Genomic DNA, 15,569 nt, shown 5'->3' on the forward strand with positions numbered 1-15,569 from the left:
CAGCCAACACCAAAATAAAAAATGATTACATTTGCTTTTTTTCAAACTCAAATATAAATATTGAATGAATCAACTTTTCAGAAGAAAAAACTATTCAGAAACAGATACATCTACCAGTCTTTTAAGGGTTCTAGGTGTTTGGGATATCGTTTTTTTTGGTATTGCGGCCATTATAGGAGCAGGAAGTTTCAGCAGCTTAGGTGAAGCAGTTTTCAGAGGTGGCCCCGGAGTTATTCTACTATATTTAATTTGTGGTTTTGCCTGTGGATTTACGGCATTGTGCTATGCTGAATTTGCGAGCAGAATTCCTACAGCCGGTTCTGCGTATACGTATGCTTACGCCAGTTTCGGGGAACTGATTGCCTGGGTGATCGGATGGGCATTGATCATGGAATATTCTTTCGGGAATATTTACGTGGCTTTTTCCTGGTCCGACTATTTCACCAGCTTCTTAGAGCGTCTGGGCATGCATATCCCCGATTACCTTACCTGCAGCTACACAGAAGCCCGAAAAGCTTTCCAGAACGGTTCTGAAAATAAAGAACTGTTAAGTGCATGGAATACTGCACCGCTAATCGGTAACTTAAAACTCATCCTTGACCTTCCTGCACTGGTCATCAACGGCCTTATCACATGGCTTTGTTATGTAGGGGTGAAAGAAAGTAAGAACTTTAATAATTCCTTGGTTATTTTAAAACTGGCCGTGATTGTTTTAGTAATTCTGGTAGGCTTTGCCTACATCAATACAGACAACTGGACGCCTGTCAATCCGGACACTCAGGTTGCTTCTTTCATGCCGAACGGTTTTGCAGGAGTTATGAGTGCGGTTTCAGGAGTTTTCTTTGCTTACATCGGTTTTGATGCATTAAGTGTTCTTTCCGAAGAAACCAAAGATCCTCAGAAAACACTTCCGAAAGGGATGATCATATCTCTGGTGCTTTGTACGGTTATTTATATTGCTTTAACACTGGTCCTGACAGGAATGGTTGATTACAGGAAGTTCGATGGTATCGGAGACCCACTTTCATTCATATTCGAAAAATCAAATGCCAATGTAGCCTGGATGGAACTTGTGGTTTCTTTCGTAGCTATTGTGGCCATCACGACCGTGTTATTGGTATTCCAGATGGGACAGCCGAGAATCTGGTATGCGATGAGCCGTGACGGACTGATGCCTGAAAAATTCAAGACGGTACATCCAAAATATAAAACACCTTCATTTGCTACCATTATTACAGGTATCGCTGTAGGAGTTCCTATTCTTTTTACGGATAAAACATTCATCCTGGATTTCACAAGTATTGGAACCATCTTCGCTTTCGTACTGGTATGTGCCGGGGTTTTAATGCTTCCAGCCAAACAAAAGATCAAAGGCAGATTCCACCTTCCTTATATTAACGGTAAGATCATATTCCCGGTTATCATTATCGGAGGATTAATCGGGTTCTATATCTGGCAGCCGGAATTTTTCACCAACTTAATGGACTGGAATGATCCTAAAGAGGGTGAATTCAGAGCGTCTATTTTTGTTTTCATCCTGATCAACTTGGTACTTTGTGTTTTTACGTTTATTAAAAATTTCTCTTTAATTCCTTTGATCGGCTTAAGCTCTTGTTTATATCTTCTTACGGGAATGAGCCATGAGAACTGGTTCTGGTTCGGACTTTGGTTTGCACTGGGTCTTGTAATCTATTTCTGCTACGGTTATAAACACAGTAAGCTTAGAAAAGAAACAGTTTAAAATACTGATTGACAAATCATAAAATATAAAAGGCAAATTTGCATCCCCGCAGATTTGCCTTTTTTCTTTTTCACGCTTGATCTTCCTTATCAAATCGGCAGAATTATTGCATAGATTTCAACACAACTATAAACTAATTTTGCCATGTCAGACAGAATCAAAACATACGGAGAATTTTATCAGTTCTATCTTACCGAACACAGTAAAACAGGAACGAGAATCTTTCATTTTATCGGAACGCTTCTGGTATTTCTTGTGATCTGGTATGTCATCAGTTCAGGGAAAGAAAGGTTTCTATGGTACATTCCGATCTTTGGATATGGCTTTGCCTGGTTAAGTCATGCCGTTATTGAGCGAAATAAACCGGCAACTTTCAAATACCCTCTATGGTCATTGATTTCGGATTTCAGACTGTTTTTTGAGCTGCTGATCGGTAAACAAAAGTTTAGAGGGATAGCTCCGAAGCCAAAAGATGGTGATGTTTCTGAGGAATTACACTGATTTTTTTTACCACACAAGGCACAAAAGTCTTATTGTTTTAAACAATAAGGACACTAAAATGGAGAGTATAAGGTTTAAGATTTCGGCGGCCTTCGGCCGCCGAAATCTTAAAATATCATCTTGAATTTAAACTTTAAATATTTAATACAAATTACTGAATATCAAATTTATTTAAACCTCTTCTTAAAGTTAAACTTAATCATATTCATTAAACCAGGTTCTATAATATCAATCCCCAATCCGAAGTTGCTGTCTGCCACTTTATGATGGTCTTCTCTGAAAGCTTCAAACTGATCCTGCGGAATTTCCAGATTCACGAGAGGATTGTATTCTATAGAAACGGTGGCACCATTCTTAGTGATTTTTTTACGGTTTTTATAGTCGAAATACGGATTGCTGATCGTACTTTCCTGAACCGTATATTTTTCTTCAGTATCTATTTTCTGATCTGTATACAAACTGATCTCGTATTTTTCACTGTCGAAATTATGCCAGAAAGGAAGATCTTTATGCATAAAATCTCTGGCGCTTGCCTTGATAACGTTCCTGTCAAAATACATCAGGAAGCGGTTGTTTTGTGGATCTACGTAATAAGGATTTTCTACGGTAGCGGTATAGTGAATCTTGAATTCATTTAACTTCTTATCATCGCTCACAATATCAATGGATGCATCTTTGAATATATTCCTGATATCGGTTCCGTTTCTGTCATTGGAATAATTAAGCCCATAAAACATGAAACTGTTCCAGCTATCGATGATCTCTCTTTTATTTGTACTTTTAAAATACCTTCTCATAGCATTGGCGCGGTTGCCTTTATAGGTGGTGGTAAGTTTCAGCCGGCCTGTTGTATTCTGGGCATTCAACTCAACTTTTTCATCAATACAGCAATAAGGGAATTTATAGGGCTTCCTTTGCTGTAGCACCTGATCCGGTTTTACTTCCAGATAATGCATGAAATAAATAAACCCGCGGTTTTCTATTAACCCGAATTCATCACGAACTGTAGCATCAACAAAATACTCCTGGCCTTTATAATTGATTTTAACCACTACATGATTAAAGCTCAGCAGTGATGGCAGATAATATTTGATATAATAATCCGTATGGAAATTGACAAGAACTACCGACGCTTCCACTCCGATATAATCCAGAATCACTTTCAGCAAAACACACTTTGCTTTACAGTCGCCCTGTTTATTTTCATAGGTGACTGAAGGTTCCTGTGGCTTATGCCCATTCATCTCATCCGCATTGAAAATATAGTAAATATGATTCTGCACATATTCTATCGCCAACTGAAGTTTTTCATCCTGACCATTCACTGCATCCAGTTTTTCAATTAGATGGGGTGCAAAATCTTTCAGCAAATGTCTACTAAAAACCTCATTGTAGATCGGGACAATATAGTTGGAAAGCTCTTTCCATGTGTTTTCCGTAGCAAAATCAATGAATGGAAAAATCTCACGACCGGCATCTACCGGATTGATATAGTTGCTTTCTTCAATAACAAAGCGCTCCCCTTTCTTTAAATGATGAATTTCAGGCTCCAGTACATTCCCCTGTGCATCTCTGAAAAATGTTTTTTTATAATCAATATTCTCCTCACGGTCGTTGATGAACGTAAACTTAAAGCTTCCGTATGCCCAGTAATTATCAGGACTTACCCAAACATATTTAGAAAATTCCTTTCTCAGAAAATCTCTTTCCGTAAAAGCTTTACATCTCGAATCTTCCATGATCAGGACATCGTAAAGCCTGAGATCTTTAATAGTAATATTGATCTTTTTATTACTGCTTAATATCCCTCCGCTGCTCTGGTTCTCACTATCGAGTACCTTAATATTCGTATCAGAAATCTTGTCAATCAACACTCCGTCTCTCCATACACTGATTCTATGAATGCTGTACACTTCATTTTCCTCCACGACAACCTCAGAAACGGAAGCCCGTTCAAGATTCCCAGGTTCATTCAGGGTGTATGCCATACAGACATATTCGCTGTTTTCTTTATTGCTGGTGTAATATTTTTTATCGAGAAAATAGCAGTAATCTCTTCCTTCATCAATCTGTTTTGCGGCAAATTCAGAATCTTTTATTTTGTCAATCAGTTCTTCATCTGTGATATTTCCTGCCCATATTTCAGGTTTTTGAATTTTGTAATTTTCAATCTGAATCGGATTATTCATATAATAATGTGGTATTTGTGTCCTTTGGTTAAATTTCTAGAAGCGCTCAAATTAAATAATTATAAACTAAAAAACAATAGAAAAACTGCGTCAAAAACTTCGGCACAGTAATTGCGAACTAAGGTTTAAAATAAAGTTTATGAAAATTATAGCATCCATTCTAAAAGGAGCTCTTCCTGCAGCAGTACTATTCGCAATGACACAATGTACCACTACGGCCAATACTGCCGGAGCTGACGAAAAAACGTTCATCGTAGGACCTGAAACTGCAGACTGTACCGGAGTAGCACCCATGAAATGTTTGCAGGTAAAAGAAAAAGCTTCAGAAAGCTGGACCAATTTCTATACGAATATCGAAGGATTTACGTATGAGCCTGGATATGAATATGTTTTAAAAGTAAAAACAGAAAAGATTGCCAATCCGCCCGCTGACGGATCATCTATAAAATACACACTGATCAAAGAGGTTTCCAAAACCAAAAAATAAAACCAAAAACTCCCGAAAATTTCGGGAGTTTTTATTTTCTACTCTCCTCATCTAAAGACTCGATTCTTACGGGTATTTCGTAAACTTTTGAAATTTCTTTTTTCTGATACTCCCAATTTTCTCCTGCCTGCTTCCTCTCAAGCTCATTTCCGTTTCATCTTCAGCTTTTTCAATAAAGCAAAACATCCAATGATAAACGATCTTCAGATTTTATTGAAGAAATAAACGCTAGGCACTGTTATTTTTTATAAATTGCAACATAATTGCATTAGCAATAATATTGCGATTAATGAAATTTATACTAAACCACAATTAACGTTGGATGAATCAAAATGGAGAGTAAAGTACTGAGAAAAATTCCCTCTTATTTTAAAGGAAAACATTATCCTTTTTTCCGACAGCTGGACACCATGGATTGCGGACCTACCTGCCTAAAAATGATTACGGCCTATTACGGAAAAGAACTGTCATTAAACCATCTACGGGATCTTTGTGATGTACGAAGCCAAGGAACTTCAGTCGCCGGAATCACCCATGCAACAGAACAGCTTGGACTCAAAACATTAGCCGCTGAACTCAATCTGAAGATTCTTTCTGAAAAAGCACCACTCCCCTGCATCCTTCACTGGGATCATAATCATTTTGTCGTGCTGTGGCATCTTACAGAAAAACATGCCTATGTGGGAAATCCTGCATTGGGAAAGAATATGCGTTACACCCTTCATGATTTTATAGAGCATTGGATTGGCCCCGGACAGGACAATAAAGGGATCGCCATATTTGTGGAACAGACAGAAGCTTTTAACCGGATTGAAGATCAGCCGGATCCCTCTGTCAGCCTGTTTTCACTACTAAAAAAAATAGATGATCACAGGAATATTTCTTATGTGGCAGCCGCACTTCTGGCAGCTACTCTTATGACACTGGCCATTCCATTATTAACCCAAGCCGTTGTTGATCAGGCCATATCTAAAAAAGATATCGGGATATTATCTCTGATCTGTGCAGGACAGCTTCTTTTGTTCACCGGAAGAATTTTAACCGATTTCTTTCGGAGCAGGATTCTTTTTAAGCTAGGCATGAATATCAGTATTAAACTTATCTATGAATTCGTAGACAAACTCATGCAGCTTAAACTTTCTTTCTTTGAATACAGAAGCAGCGGGGACAATTTACAGCGAATCTACGATAATCAGCGCGTAGAGGAATTCCTTACCAAAAACTGTGTAAGTGCGGGACTTTCCGTCATCATTCTTATCGTGAATGGCGGGTTGTTATGCTATTATAACTGGAAGCTTTTCATCCTGTTTCTAGCTGCCAGTATGATCAGTGTGCTTTGGACCCATCTTTTTGAAGAGAAAAGAAGACGTCTGGATCAGCGGACTTTCAGTCTTCTTGCCAACGCTCAGCGTCATCAGATAGAAACCTTTGAAGCGATGACAGAAATAAGGCTGACCGGAGCAGAGCAGGAAAAAAACCAGTTATGGAAGACCATGCAGGAAGAAACCTACCAAGTGAAAATGGAAAACCTGAAACTGGATCAGCGGATACAGGGTGTAGCCCTTTTCATCAATGAAACCACAGGGGTATTAACTACTTTTTTAACCGCTTCCCTGGTCATCAACGGAAGTCTGACCCTCGGAGCCATGCTGGCTATTACGTATATGTACGGTTCATTAAATGGGACGGTCAATCAACTGTCAGATTTCATCCGCTCCATGCAGACGGCCAAATTCAGCCTGCAACGGATTTCGGAAGTGGAATATGAAGAGACCGAAGATGCTCATTCCAGCCTGAATTTAGCACGGGGAAATTCCGGCTCCATTGAATTAAAGGACGTCAGTTTCCGGTATGGGAAATTATCGCCAGACGTGTTGCACAATGTATCCCTAACGATTCCTGCCGGAAAAGTAACCGCTATTGTAGGAATGAGCGGAAGTGGAAAAACGACCCTTTTAAAACTGCTGCTTAAATTCTTTCATCCCACACAAGGGATGATCACTTTCAGCGGACTGGATCTCAAAACCATCAATGCCAGAAGCTTGCGGAGACAATGCGGAGCCGTTATGCAGGATTCTTTCCTCTTTACAGATACCATCGCCGGAAATATCTGGGTGGGAAGTGTGGAGAAAGACCTGATGAGGGTACAAAATGCCTGTAAAATGGTCAATATGCAGGACTTTATTGAAAGCCTTCCCTTTTCTTATGAAACTCAAATCGGAAGTGAAGGAACCGGACTCAGTGAAGGACAAAAACAGCGTCTCCTTATCGCCCGACTGATTTACCGCCAGCCGGATTATATATTCATGGATGAAGCCACCAATTCTCTCGATGCCAACAATGAAAGACTAATCGTTGAAAACCTGAACCGCTTTTTTCAGGGCAGAACAGTCGTTATCGTGGCCCACAGGCTGAGCACGGTAGTTCATGCAGACAGAATTATAGTGCTGGACAAAGGTCATATTGTTGAGCAGGGAACGCATGAGACCTTAACACAATCGAAAGGAGCTTACTATCATTTAGTTAAAAATCAACTTGAACTCGGAAAATAAATTTTGAATATGAGCCTGACTATTTTACCCTACATTTTTACCCGATACGCCGCCTTACCCGTAAAAAGCTTCAATGCACTTAAAATCCCGGAAATTAAAGATCTATCGGAGCAATGGCAAATGACTCTTGACCATGATCAGCATTGTAATGAAAAGCTCTGCGACGAAATGTATACACTTATTCAACAGTCTTCTGATGATCAGGAACGGAAGCTGCTGCTCAATCTGAAACGCTCGGTGTACAACAGACGATCCAATGCAGATGCTTTGTTACAGAAAATACCGTCTGAAACTTTTATGGCCTTTAAAGAAGCTTGGGGAAACTGGTTAAATGCAGGTAAAAAATGTAAAGAATTCGAGCAATATTGGGAAAAAGGTTTCAATGATTATCTATGGACTCACAGAGAAAATATCCAAAAACTGACGGGAGAATATCCATTCAGAAACGGAGTTTTGCTTTCGAGTAAAGATCTGTATGAGCAGCTGGACAGTTTTACCAATGCCGATGTGAAATCACTCAATAAAGACAGCGAACGTATTGAATTCAGTGTACTCCGGTATCTTACCCGGATGGCTTATAAAACATCTCCATTCAGCACATTTACGTATTTAGGTCTTACCAAAATGGTTCCGGATGATCAATCACAATTCTCATCAGCTCCAGACATCGTTAACTGTAAAATAAGACTGAACAATAAGCTGTTGAAACGCATCAAAAAGCTGATGGAAAGACATCCTGACCTTCAGGGCCTATTGTTTGTAAATATCAACAGCAGCATTACAGAAAATAATGGACGTTTCAGTTTTCTGATGAATTGCGCGAATATTGAGGTTTTTCAGGAGATTCAGGCGACTCCGGTCAATCAGTATATCAAAGAACTGATCTATCATTCGGAGGAAAGCATTTCCTTGTCATCATTCATTGACCTTCTTTCCGGGCATATTGAAGCGGATGTTTCAGAATTACGGCATTATATTTTAAAACTGATTGATTCAGGTTTTTTGGAACTGACTTTGGAGTGTTCAGAGATTGATCCGGATTGGGATCTTCATCTTTTAACATTTCTTGAGCAGCACAAAAAAACAAACGAGGCTGCAGAACAGGTTTACGAGCTTGTCACTATTTTACAGCTGGCCAAAAACAAATTTGAGACCGCAGACCTTTTTTCCCGGGAGATTCTTTTGAACAACACTTCAAAGATTTTTGACAGCACCATTTCAGATCTTGAAAATCAGGCCGGCATCGTCAAACTTCCAAAAGAGGAGATAAAAAACGTACTTGAAGGTATTCTCGAGAAATACAGAAATGGTCAGGGGTTTGAGAAACTCCCCTACATTCCGGTTGATTATCGGCAGGAAGGATTTATCTATGAAGATGCCTACACGGATCAAATCAATACGGTCAATGAAAGTACAGTCAATGAATTGGGTCAATTGCTATCTGACCTGAGCAATCGTTTAACCGCTTTTGATATCCGAGGTAAGGAAAAAACCAGCATTAAAGAATTCTTCCTCTCCACATACAGCAAGGATCAAAAGATTCCTCTGGTTACTTTTTATCATGAATACTATCGTTACAAAAATGAATCTGAAACGGAAGGCAGCTCAACGCAGGACAACTTATGGTCTGAACTTTTCCGGAAAGATCTTCAATTGGAAGAACAGCAGTCTGATGAAATACAGATTCAAAGGAAAAATTTAGACCCACTCCCTTTATCCAATAACTCTGCACCAATAGGTTCAGCATTCCTTCAGTTTTTTGATCAGCTGTCAGAAACGGGAACTAAGGCTGTAGTGAACGGACTGATGCAGGGAATGGGCAAAATGAGCGGCCGCTTTCTTCACTTATTTGATAAAAAGATTTCTGAAGAACATAGAAATTATAACAATCGGTTATTTTCAGATCAATTGCTTATCGAACTTAATGATGATTCCAGTTTTAATGCCAATATTCATCCGCCATTGCTTGATCATGAAGTGAAAATGCCGGCCTCCAATACACAGATGAAAAAGCCTCAGCAGATTCCTTTGGACCGGATATCTGTCGGTTATAATGCAGATCATAATTCGCTTTTTCTGATGGACACCGTTCTAGGAAAAGAGATCTATGCATTTGATCTGTGTCTGGAAACCATCACAAACAGATCCAATCTTTATCAGCTGATGTCTCTGTTCAATCCCTGTACTTATGTGAATTATTTTCCACTGATCAAAACGATTGATGATCATTATTCCAAACAGTTTAAAGATCAGGACATTCAGATATTTCCACGAATTGTCTTTGAGAAGAAACTTGTGCTCCGCCGTAAAGGATGGCTGATCAGTCTCAATATTATTCCCCGTCAAAACAAAGATGAAAGCAGCAGCATTTATTTTTTACGTTTTCACCAGTGGCTTTCACAAAACAGTCTGCCTTCCTCTGTATTTCTTTATTTGCAGTCCTCCTACATCCCTGAAGATCAATCACCGGAAAAAGCTACGGGAACCAGAGATGATTACAAACCTCAGTGTATCGATTTTGAACAGCCTTTACTGTTTCACTTGTTCATCAAGCTTCTCAACAGAGCCGGATCCCACATTTACATGGAAGAATCCCTGCCCTCTGTCAATGGGTCCCAGGAAAGAGTCGCCGAACATTTAATCCAATGGTATAATTTTTAGAATAATGCAAAAGCACTGGAATACTTATTACATCTATCATACCGGGAATGCGGATGACTTCCTGAAAGAAATCGTGCACCCCTCTGTTTTGGATATCAACGAAAAACTGGCAAAAGAAGTACAATTTTTTTTTATCCGATATTTTGAAAACGGTTATCATATCCGGTTACGATTACTTTTAAATGTTGAAGAATCAACTTTATTTCTTACGATTTTAAAGGATTACATTTCAGGTTATGAACATCTTAACAAAGTCCATTTGGAACTGAAGCAGGCAGAATACATTCCGGAAACAGAAAGATATGGTAACGATCATACCATTGCGTATGCTGAAACCCAGTTCTGGGCGTCATCCCGGTTTGTGCTGCATCATTTGGAGCAAAATATTCCATTAACAAACTCGGAAAGATATCTTCTCGCCCTGAAAACCCACTTTGCATTTTTTAAAGGCATGGGATTATCACGAAACGATAGTCAGCAACTCTGTGACAAATTTGTTCAAAGCTGGCTTCCGTTACCTTTTTCCAACGATCTGGGTGAACAGGAACAAAACCGAAAGACGGTGTTATCTGCATTTCAGCAGCAGTTTAAAGCTTATCAAGCTCTATTACAGGAAAGCATTGAAGAATTCTGGAATTCTCTGGATACCACCGCAGATCTTTCTGTACAGCAGTATCTGGAAATGAATGAAAAGGTTTGGAAAGGCTATGTTCAGTCTCCATTATCTTCGGAGGCCTTAGATGAAGCACTCCTCAGTTTTATTCATATGACCAATAACCGGCTGGGAATTGTCAATGCTGAAGAATCCTATCTGCTTTTTTTAATTATGCGAACGATCCCTCTAATAAAAGACTATGATCAACAACCAAGAACTTAATGACCTGCAATCCGGCTTGAATGAAATCAGTGAATTTCTTCTCTCAAAAATGAAACATGATAAAGAGGGTTTCTACTGGGAAACCATTTCCCGCGATTCTAAAAAAGGAGCACTTTCTTTTACTTTCAATCCTTCCTTATGGAATGGAACCGGAGGTATTGCCTGGTTTTTTCTGGTGCTTTTTGAACATACCAAAAACGAAAAACATCTTGATGTGGCTGAAGCTGCTTTTTCAAAAGTATACAGCTATTCTACCCACCAAACCCTGTTAAATCCTAGTCTTTACGATGGAATAAGCGGAATTATTTACTTAGGTTTAGAGCTGTTCAGAGTGACTGGAAAAGAACTGTATCTCCAGCAAGCCTTGAATCTGTATGAAATGTACAGACAGAAAATACTGGCGGAACAGACTGAGGATATGCTGATTGGGATTTCAGGGATTTTAATGATGATGGCTAGTCTTTATCATTATACAAAAGATCAGAAATTATGTGATGACATTGAAGCATTGATCACTACCCTTTTGGAAAAATCACTCGTTGCAGAAGCTGGAATTAAATGGGGAAACAATCTTCTTTCAATGGATTCTCTGTGCGGTTTTTCACATGGTAATTCAGGAATTGCATTCTGTCTGCTCCAGCTGGGAAAATATTTTGATAATAAGGAATTGATTTGGCTAGCTGAAGAGGCATTCCGTTATGAAGATCTGTACTATGATCCAGCTCAAAACAACTGGATGGATTTAAGATGGGAGGAATCCAAAAACCATCTTCCTAGTCTGTTCGATTGGAACAAAAACACTTTTCTTCAAGAAGATTTTGACCTCAATGCCTGGGCGCACGGAGCCTGTGGGATTGGAAGTGCGAGGATTCGGGCATTCACAATTACGGCTGAATATGTATACAAAGAAGACTGTAGAAAAGTATTTGAACGATGTAAGCACGATATAAAGACAAGATCTAAACGAAATCACATCCTGTTCAGTGGCTACGGCGGACTTTCCGATTTTTTGTTACAGTATAGCGAAGTATTTGACAATAAAGAAGCTTCGGAACTTGCCACAGAAATTGTTCTGGAAGGTTTACAAAAAAGCAGATCACATGATCATTCCGAATGGGGAATTCAAAACAGTGAAGACCTCGGACTGATGACCGGTACAGCAGGCATTGGACTTTCTTTATTGGCGGTAATCAAGGGTAAATCTTTGAACTCTATTCTTCATCCTGAACTTCCTGTCAGTGAAACCGGAAACAATACGATTTTGAAAAATTTCAAAGTTAAAAAAGCAATTTTTGAACGATTTTATCCTAAAACACTTGAGATTTTAAAGACATTTATTCCACTTAACGAACCCCTCTATGATTCTCAGACCATAGAAGAATTTGGAAATAATTTAGCGGATATCATCGGCAATTTAACAGAAGCTGAAGCAATATATGTTTCAGACCTCCATCAATGGGAAACAGTACAAATCGATATCCGGAAAAGACAGAAAGGCGCTTTGTGTTTTCAAACGCGGCTGACGATTTTAAAAAATGAATGGTCTGCATTTTCGGAAAATGATCCGACTGAACTTCTGAAAAAGCGCTTCGTCCGCAATCCGTTTATTGATATCTATGAAACCCGATGGAACTGGAAAGAAGACCACAACAAAGGCCTCGAGGCCGGAAAATACAACAATGTTTTTTACAGTACAGATCAGGAAATGTTTCATCTTCTTGTAGAACCTTTCCCTGCAGCGGTTATTCAGCTGTTGGAAAATCCGTTAAGTATTGATGAGTTGGTGGAATGTTTTCAGTATTCTGAGAATGAACAGGAAATGATGAAGAAAAAGTTATCGGAACAGATTGTGGAGTTGCTGAAAAGTTTTTTTATAAGAATAGTTTAAACACGAATTACACTAATGTTTTGCACTAATAACACGAATTTTCACGCTATGATAGTGATATTCGTGAACCTATTTGTGGCATTTATGTTTTTAAAAATTTAAGCATTTAAAGATTCTTGTAAAATAAAAAAGGGCCGCTTTACGGATAAAGCAGCCCTGAAATTATTTTTCGCTCACTCAATTAGCACTGAACAGTTCCGCAAACGTGAAGTCTGTCCTGAGTTTTAATGGTATGAGTCGGGTGATCATGATCTCCTGCAGGAGCAATTCCTAAACCACCTTGTAATTTTTTAGACAAATCTTTGTCCAGAGCTGTTACGAAGCTTTCGATCTTAAGATCGTCGATGTTTAGCTTCATCTTTTTGTTGTTTTCCATAATAAAACATTTTTTTAATTTGGCCTACTCTTTAAGGGTTTCGGCTTTCCCTTGTTGTAAAGATACTTATTTTATTGCAACAAAGTTGCATTTAAATGTTAAAATTTTAGTCCTAATTGCAATTTAAAATTGAACGGGTTACTTTCTTTATACATCCACGCCTCTCCTACCACAGCAGTCCAGTCGGAATTGTATCTCGCCTGTACATTTCCGTCAGTGATGTATCTTTTATTCAAAAGATTATCCAATATTCCGCGGACAAACCATTTTTTGTATTGATACATGATACTGGCATCCAGTTTTATAAAATCAGGGATACGGACTCCCGGCACATCGGTTTCACGAACCAGTGCAGCAGTCTCACCCAACGCTAAAGAAAAGCCGCTCAGTTTTCCTTTCTGGAATTTGTACATCACCCAGGTATTGATCTGATGTCTCGGTACACTTGAAAATCTCTTTCCAACCAATTCCGATGCATAAGGATCTTTTGAATACACAGAATTAATGTATGAGTAATTCGCTGTCAGGGTAATATTGGGATAAATGGAACCGATTACATCGATCTCGATTCCTTTATTTCTCACCTGATTAAGCTGAGTCATGATTCCGGTAGCCGGATTCTGAGAAAATGAATTATTCCTGATGATTCTGTAAGCACTCACAGAAGTTGACAATAAACCATCAAACCAATCCTTTTTTATTCCGATTTCAGTATTATAACTTTCCAGAGGTTTCCACTCTTTTCCCTGTGGATCCGTTCCTGCCATCGGGTCAAAACTCTGATCATAAGAGAAGAAAGCCGCAAAATTCTTTTGAATCATATACGTAACACCAACCCTCGGATTGAATGCATGATGTCTGAAGGTTTTGTTTTCCCCTTCCGGATTATAAGGCCCTTTAAGATAACGGTCTCTCGTATTTTTACTGTACCGGAATCCTGCATCTACAAATAACCGGTCCCAGAATTTAATCGTATTGTATATGTAACCACCAACAGTTTTGTCTTTCGAGGTGGTGTAATCAATCTGATCATCGGCTTCCGGCTGGGTCAGCAAATCACGGTCTATCCCATAATTCAGCAGGTTTCGGTTAAAGATAAATTCATTAGCGCCCTGAATATGTTCCGTATTGCTTTTACTGCTGTTAAAATCTATCCCCGAAAGTACGGTATGAACGATATTTGGAGTAATATTGTAGCTTCCGCTCACAAATAGTTGGGTATTGTAAGTCAGGTATTTCTGTTTATTTCTGAAGCTGGAACGAATTGCATTTCCTTCATCATCAAACATCGGCGGTGTATAGCTGGCTGTTCCTCCCAGCAGGCTCCACTGATCTAGCGGAGTACTTTTAATAGAAGACTGGGAAACTATTTTCCACTTATCATTAAAATTATGATTGAACACCAATCTTCCGTAATGTTCATCAAGTTTCGAAGTCGGTAAATTCGGGTCACCCTGATAATTGGCTTTCCATGAATGCTTTTGAACCGTTTTCTCCGTTTCATACTGAATAAAATTGCTCGATTCCAAAGCTCTTCCCTGAATCATATTCCATTCTGCAAGTAAGAAGGTATTTTTACTGATATTGTACTGAACAACAGGGGCTACAACGAATTTTCGTCGCTTTGCATATTCTGCATAATAACCCTGAGATTCATAAGCCGCATTGAACCGAAAAGAAAATCCTTTTTCCTTAACAGCACTTCCCAGATCCACCGCAGCCCGGTAGAATCCAAAACTGCCGGCAGCGATATTGGCCTCCCCGATTCTGTTGGCACGCGGAGCTTTGGTATTAATATTTAAAGAACCGCCGCCGGTACCCATAGAATTGACAAAACCGGCAGGTCCTTTAATCACATCCACCTGCTCTATTAAGGACACATCTTCCTGCGAAAGTCCTCCTGCAAAAGAAGGAAGTCCGTTCCTGAAAGTGCTCACAGGACTAAAACCGCGTAGCTGGGCATTGTATGTTCCGGCAAAAACATTTCCCGCTCCGGTAGCATCACCAATATAGATTCCGCTCACATTCCGAAGCGCATCCTGCACATCAAAAGCACCCTGAAGATTCAGCAGATTGCTTTTGATACTCACCATATTCTGCGGAATTTCCAGCAGCCTGCCATTTCGCTTCAGATTTCCGGAAAGACTGTCTGTTTTGATCTGCTTCATGGCCGTTAATACTACTTCATCGATATTCTTTGCAGACAGGGAATCTTTCTTTTCCTGTGCACATACTAAAGAAAACGACCCCAAAAGGGCAGCCGTCAATAGGACGTAATTTTTCTTCATTTCGTCAAT

10 protein-coding genes are annotated in these 15,569 nt (G+C 39.3%); 7 read left to right on the plus strand and 3 right to left on the minus strand.

Features of this window, described 5'->3' with window-relative positions:
* Positions 1-64: 64 nt before the first annotated feature.
* On the plus strand, positions 65-1,741 hold the full coding sequence (locus LC419_RS21620; protein ID WP_223609292.1) for an APC family permease: 1,677 nt from the start codon (positions 65-67) through the stop codon (positions 1,739-1,741).
* 144 nt (positions 1,742-1,885) lie between these two features.
* Positions 1,886-2,242, plus strand: coding sequence for a DUF962 domain-containing protein (locus LC419_RS21625; protein WP_223609293.1), 357 nt, complete (start codon positions 1,886-1,888; stop codon positions 2,240-2,242).
* 167 nt (positions 2,243-2,409) lie between these two features.
* Here the strand turns inward: LC419_RS21625 and LC419_RS21630 are convergent, their stop codons facing one another.
* Positions 2,410-4,431: a hypothetical protein gene (locus LC419_RS21630; RefSeq protein ID WP_223609294.1), complete on the minus strand. Its 2,022-nt coding sequence runs from the start codon at positions 4,429-4,431 to the stop codon at positions 2,410-2,412.
* Between the two features lie 139 nt (positions 4,432-4,570).
* Here LC419_RS21630 and LC419_RS21635 point away from each other — a divergent pair, with 139 nt between their 5' ends.
* From LC419_RS21635 to LC419_RS21655, 5 genes are all read left to right on the plus strand, one after another.
* Positions 4,571-4,918, plus strand: coding sequence for a DUF4377 domain-containing protein (locus LC419_RS21635; protein WP_223609295.1), 348 nt, complete (start codon positions 4,571-4,573; stop codon positions 4,916-4,918).
* Between the two features lie 332 nt (positions 4,919-5,250).
* On the plus strand, positions 5,251-7,470 hold the full coding sequence (locus LC419_RS21640; RefSeq protein WP_223609296.1) for a peptidase domain-containing ABC transporter: 2,220 nt from the start codon (positions 5,251-5,253) through the stop codon (positions 7,468-7,470).
* Positions 7,471-7,479: 9 nt separating this feature from the next.
* The gene (locus LC419_RS21645; RefSeq protein WP_223609297.1) at positions 7,480-10,131 is read left to right on the plus strand and encodes a lantibiotic dehydratase; all 2,652 of its coding nucleotides are present in this window, start codon (positions 7,480-7,482) and stop codon (positions 10,129-10,131) included.
* Between the two features lie 4 nt (positions 10,132-10,135).
* Complete coding sequence (locus tag LC419_RS21650; RefSeq protein ID WP_223609298.1) at positions 10,136-11,008, plus strand: thiopeptide-type bacteriocin biosynthesis protein; 873 nt, start codon at positions 10,136-10,138, stop codon at positions 11,006-11,008.
* Complete coding sequence (locus tag LC419_RS21655) at positions 10,986-12,896, plus strand: lanthionine synthetase LanC family protein (RefSeq protein ID WP_223609299.1); 1,911 nt, start codon at positions 10,986-10,988, stop codon at positions 12,894-12,896. Before LC419_RS21650 ends, LC419_RS21655 begins: the two co-directional genes overlap by 23 nt.
* A 181-nt stretch (positions 12,897-13,077) precedes the next feature.
* On the opposite strand, the gene LC419_RS21660 is transcribed toward LC419_RS21655, so the two are convergent.
* Both LC419_RS21660 and LC419_RS21665 read right to left on the minus strand, forming a co-directional pair.
* Positions 13,078-13,272 (minus strand): pinensin family lanthipeptide, encoded by a 195-nt coding sequence (locus LC419_RS21660; RefSeq protein ID WP_034725104.1) that lies wholly within the window; start codon positions 13,270-13,272, stop codon positions 13,078-13,080.
* A gap of 98 nt (positions 13,273-13,370) precedes the next feature.
* Entirely contained in the window at positions 13,371-15,560 is a 2,190-nt protein-coding gene (locus LC419_RS21665; protein WP_223609300.1) for a TonB-dependent siderophore receptor, read from the minus strand.
* Positions 15,561-15,569: the final 9 nt, after the last annotated feature.

Source organism: Chryseobacterium sp. OSA05B, assembly GCF_019970065.1.
Lineage (GTDB): Bacteria > Bacteroidota > Bacteroidia > Flavobacteriales > Weeksellaceae > Chryseobacterium.

Bases quoted from the DNA above. Each gene is read 5' to 3' on its own strand.
- LC419_RS21650 (WP_223609298.1), top strand. From the start codon at position 10,136: ATGCAAAAGCACTGGAATACTTATTACATCTATCATACCGGGAATGCG.
- LC419_RS21630 (WP_223609294.1), bottom strand. From the start codon at position 4,431: ATGAATAATCCGATTCAGATTGAAAATTACAAAATTCAAAAACCTGAA.
- LC419_RS21640 (WP_223609296.1), top strand. From the start codon at position 5,251: ATGGAGAGTAAAGTACTGAGAAAAATTCCCTCTTATTTTAAAGGAAAA.
- LC419_RS21635 (WP_223609295.1), top strand. From the start codon at position 4,571: ATGAAAATTATAGCATCCATTCTAAAAGGAGCTCTTCCTGCAGCAGTA.
- LC419_RS21645 (WP_223609297.1), top strand. From the start codon at position 7,480: ATGAGCCTGACTATTTTACCCTACATTTTTACCCGATACGCCGCCTTA.
- LC419_RS21655 (WP_223609299.1), top strand. From the start codon at position 10,986: ATGATCAACAACCAAGAACTTAATGACCTGCAATCCGGCTTGAATGAA.
- LC419_RS21665 (WP_223609300.1), bottom strand. From the start codon at position 15,560: ATGAAGAAAAATTACGTCCTATTGACGGCTGCCCTTTTGGGGTCGTTT.
- LC419_RS21620 (WP_223609292.1), top strand. From the start codon at position 65: ATGAATCAACTTTTCAGAAGAAAAAACTATTCAGAAACAGATACATCT.
- LC419_RS21660 (WP_034725104.1), bottom strand. From the start codon at position 13,272: ATGGAAAACAACAAAAAGATGAAGCTAAACATCGACGATCTTAAGATC.
- LC419_RS21625 (WP_223609293.1), top strand. From the start codon at position 1,886: ATGTCAGACAGAATCAAAACATACGGAGAATTTTATCAGTTCTATCTT.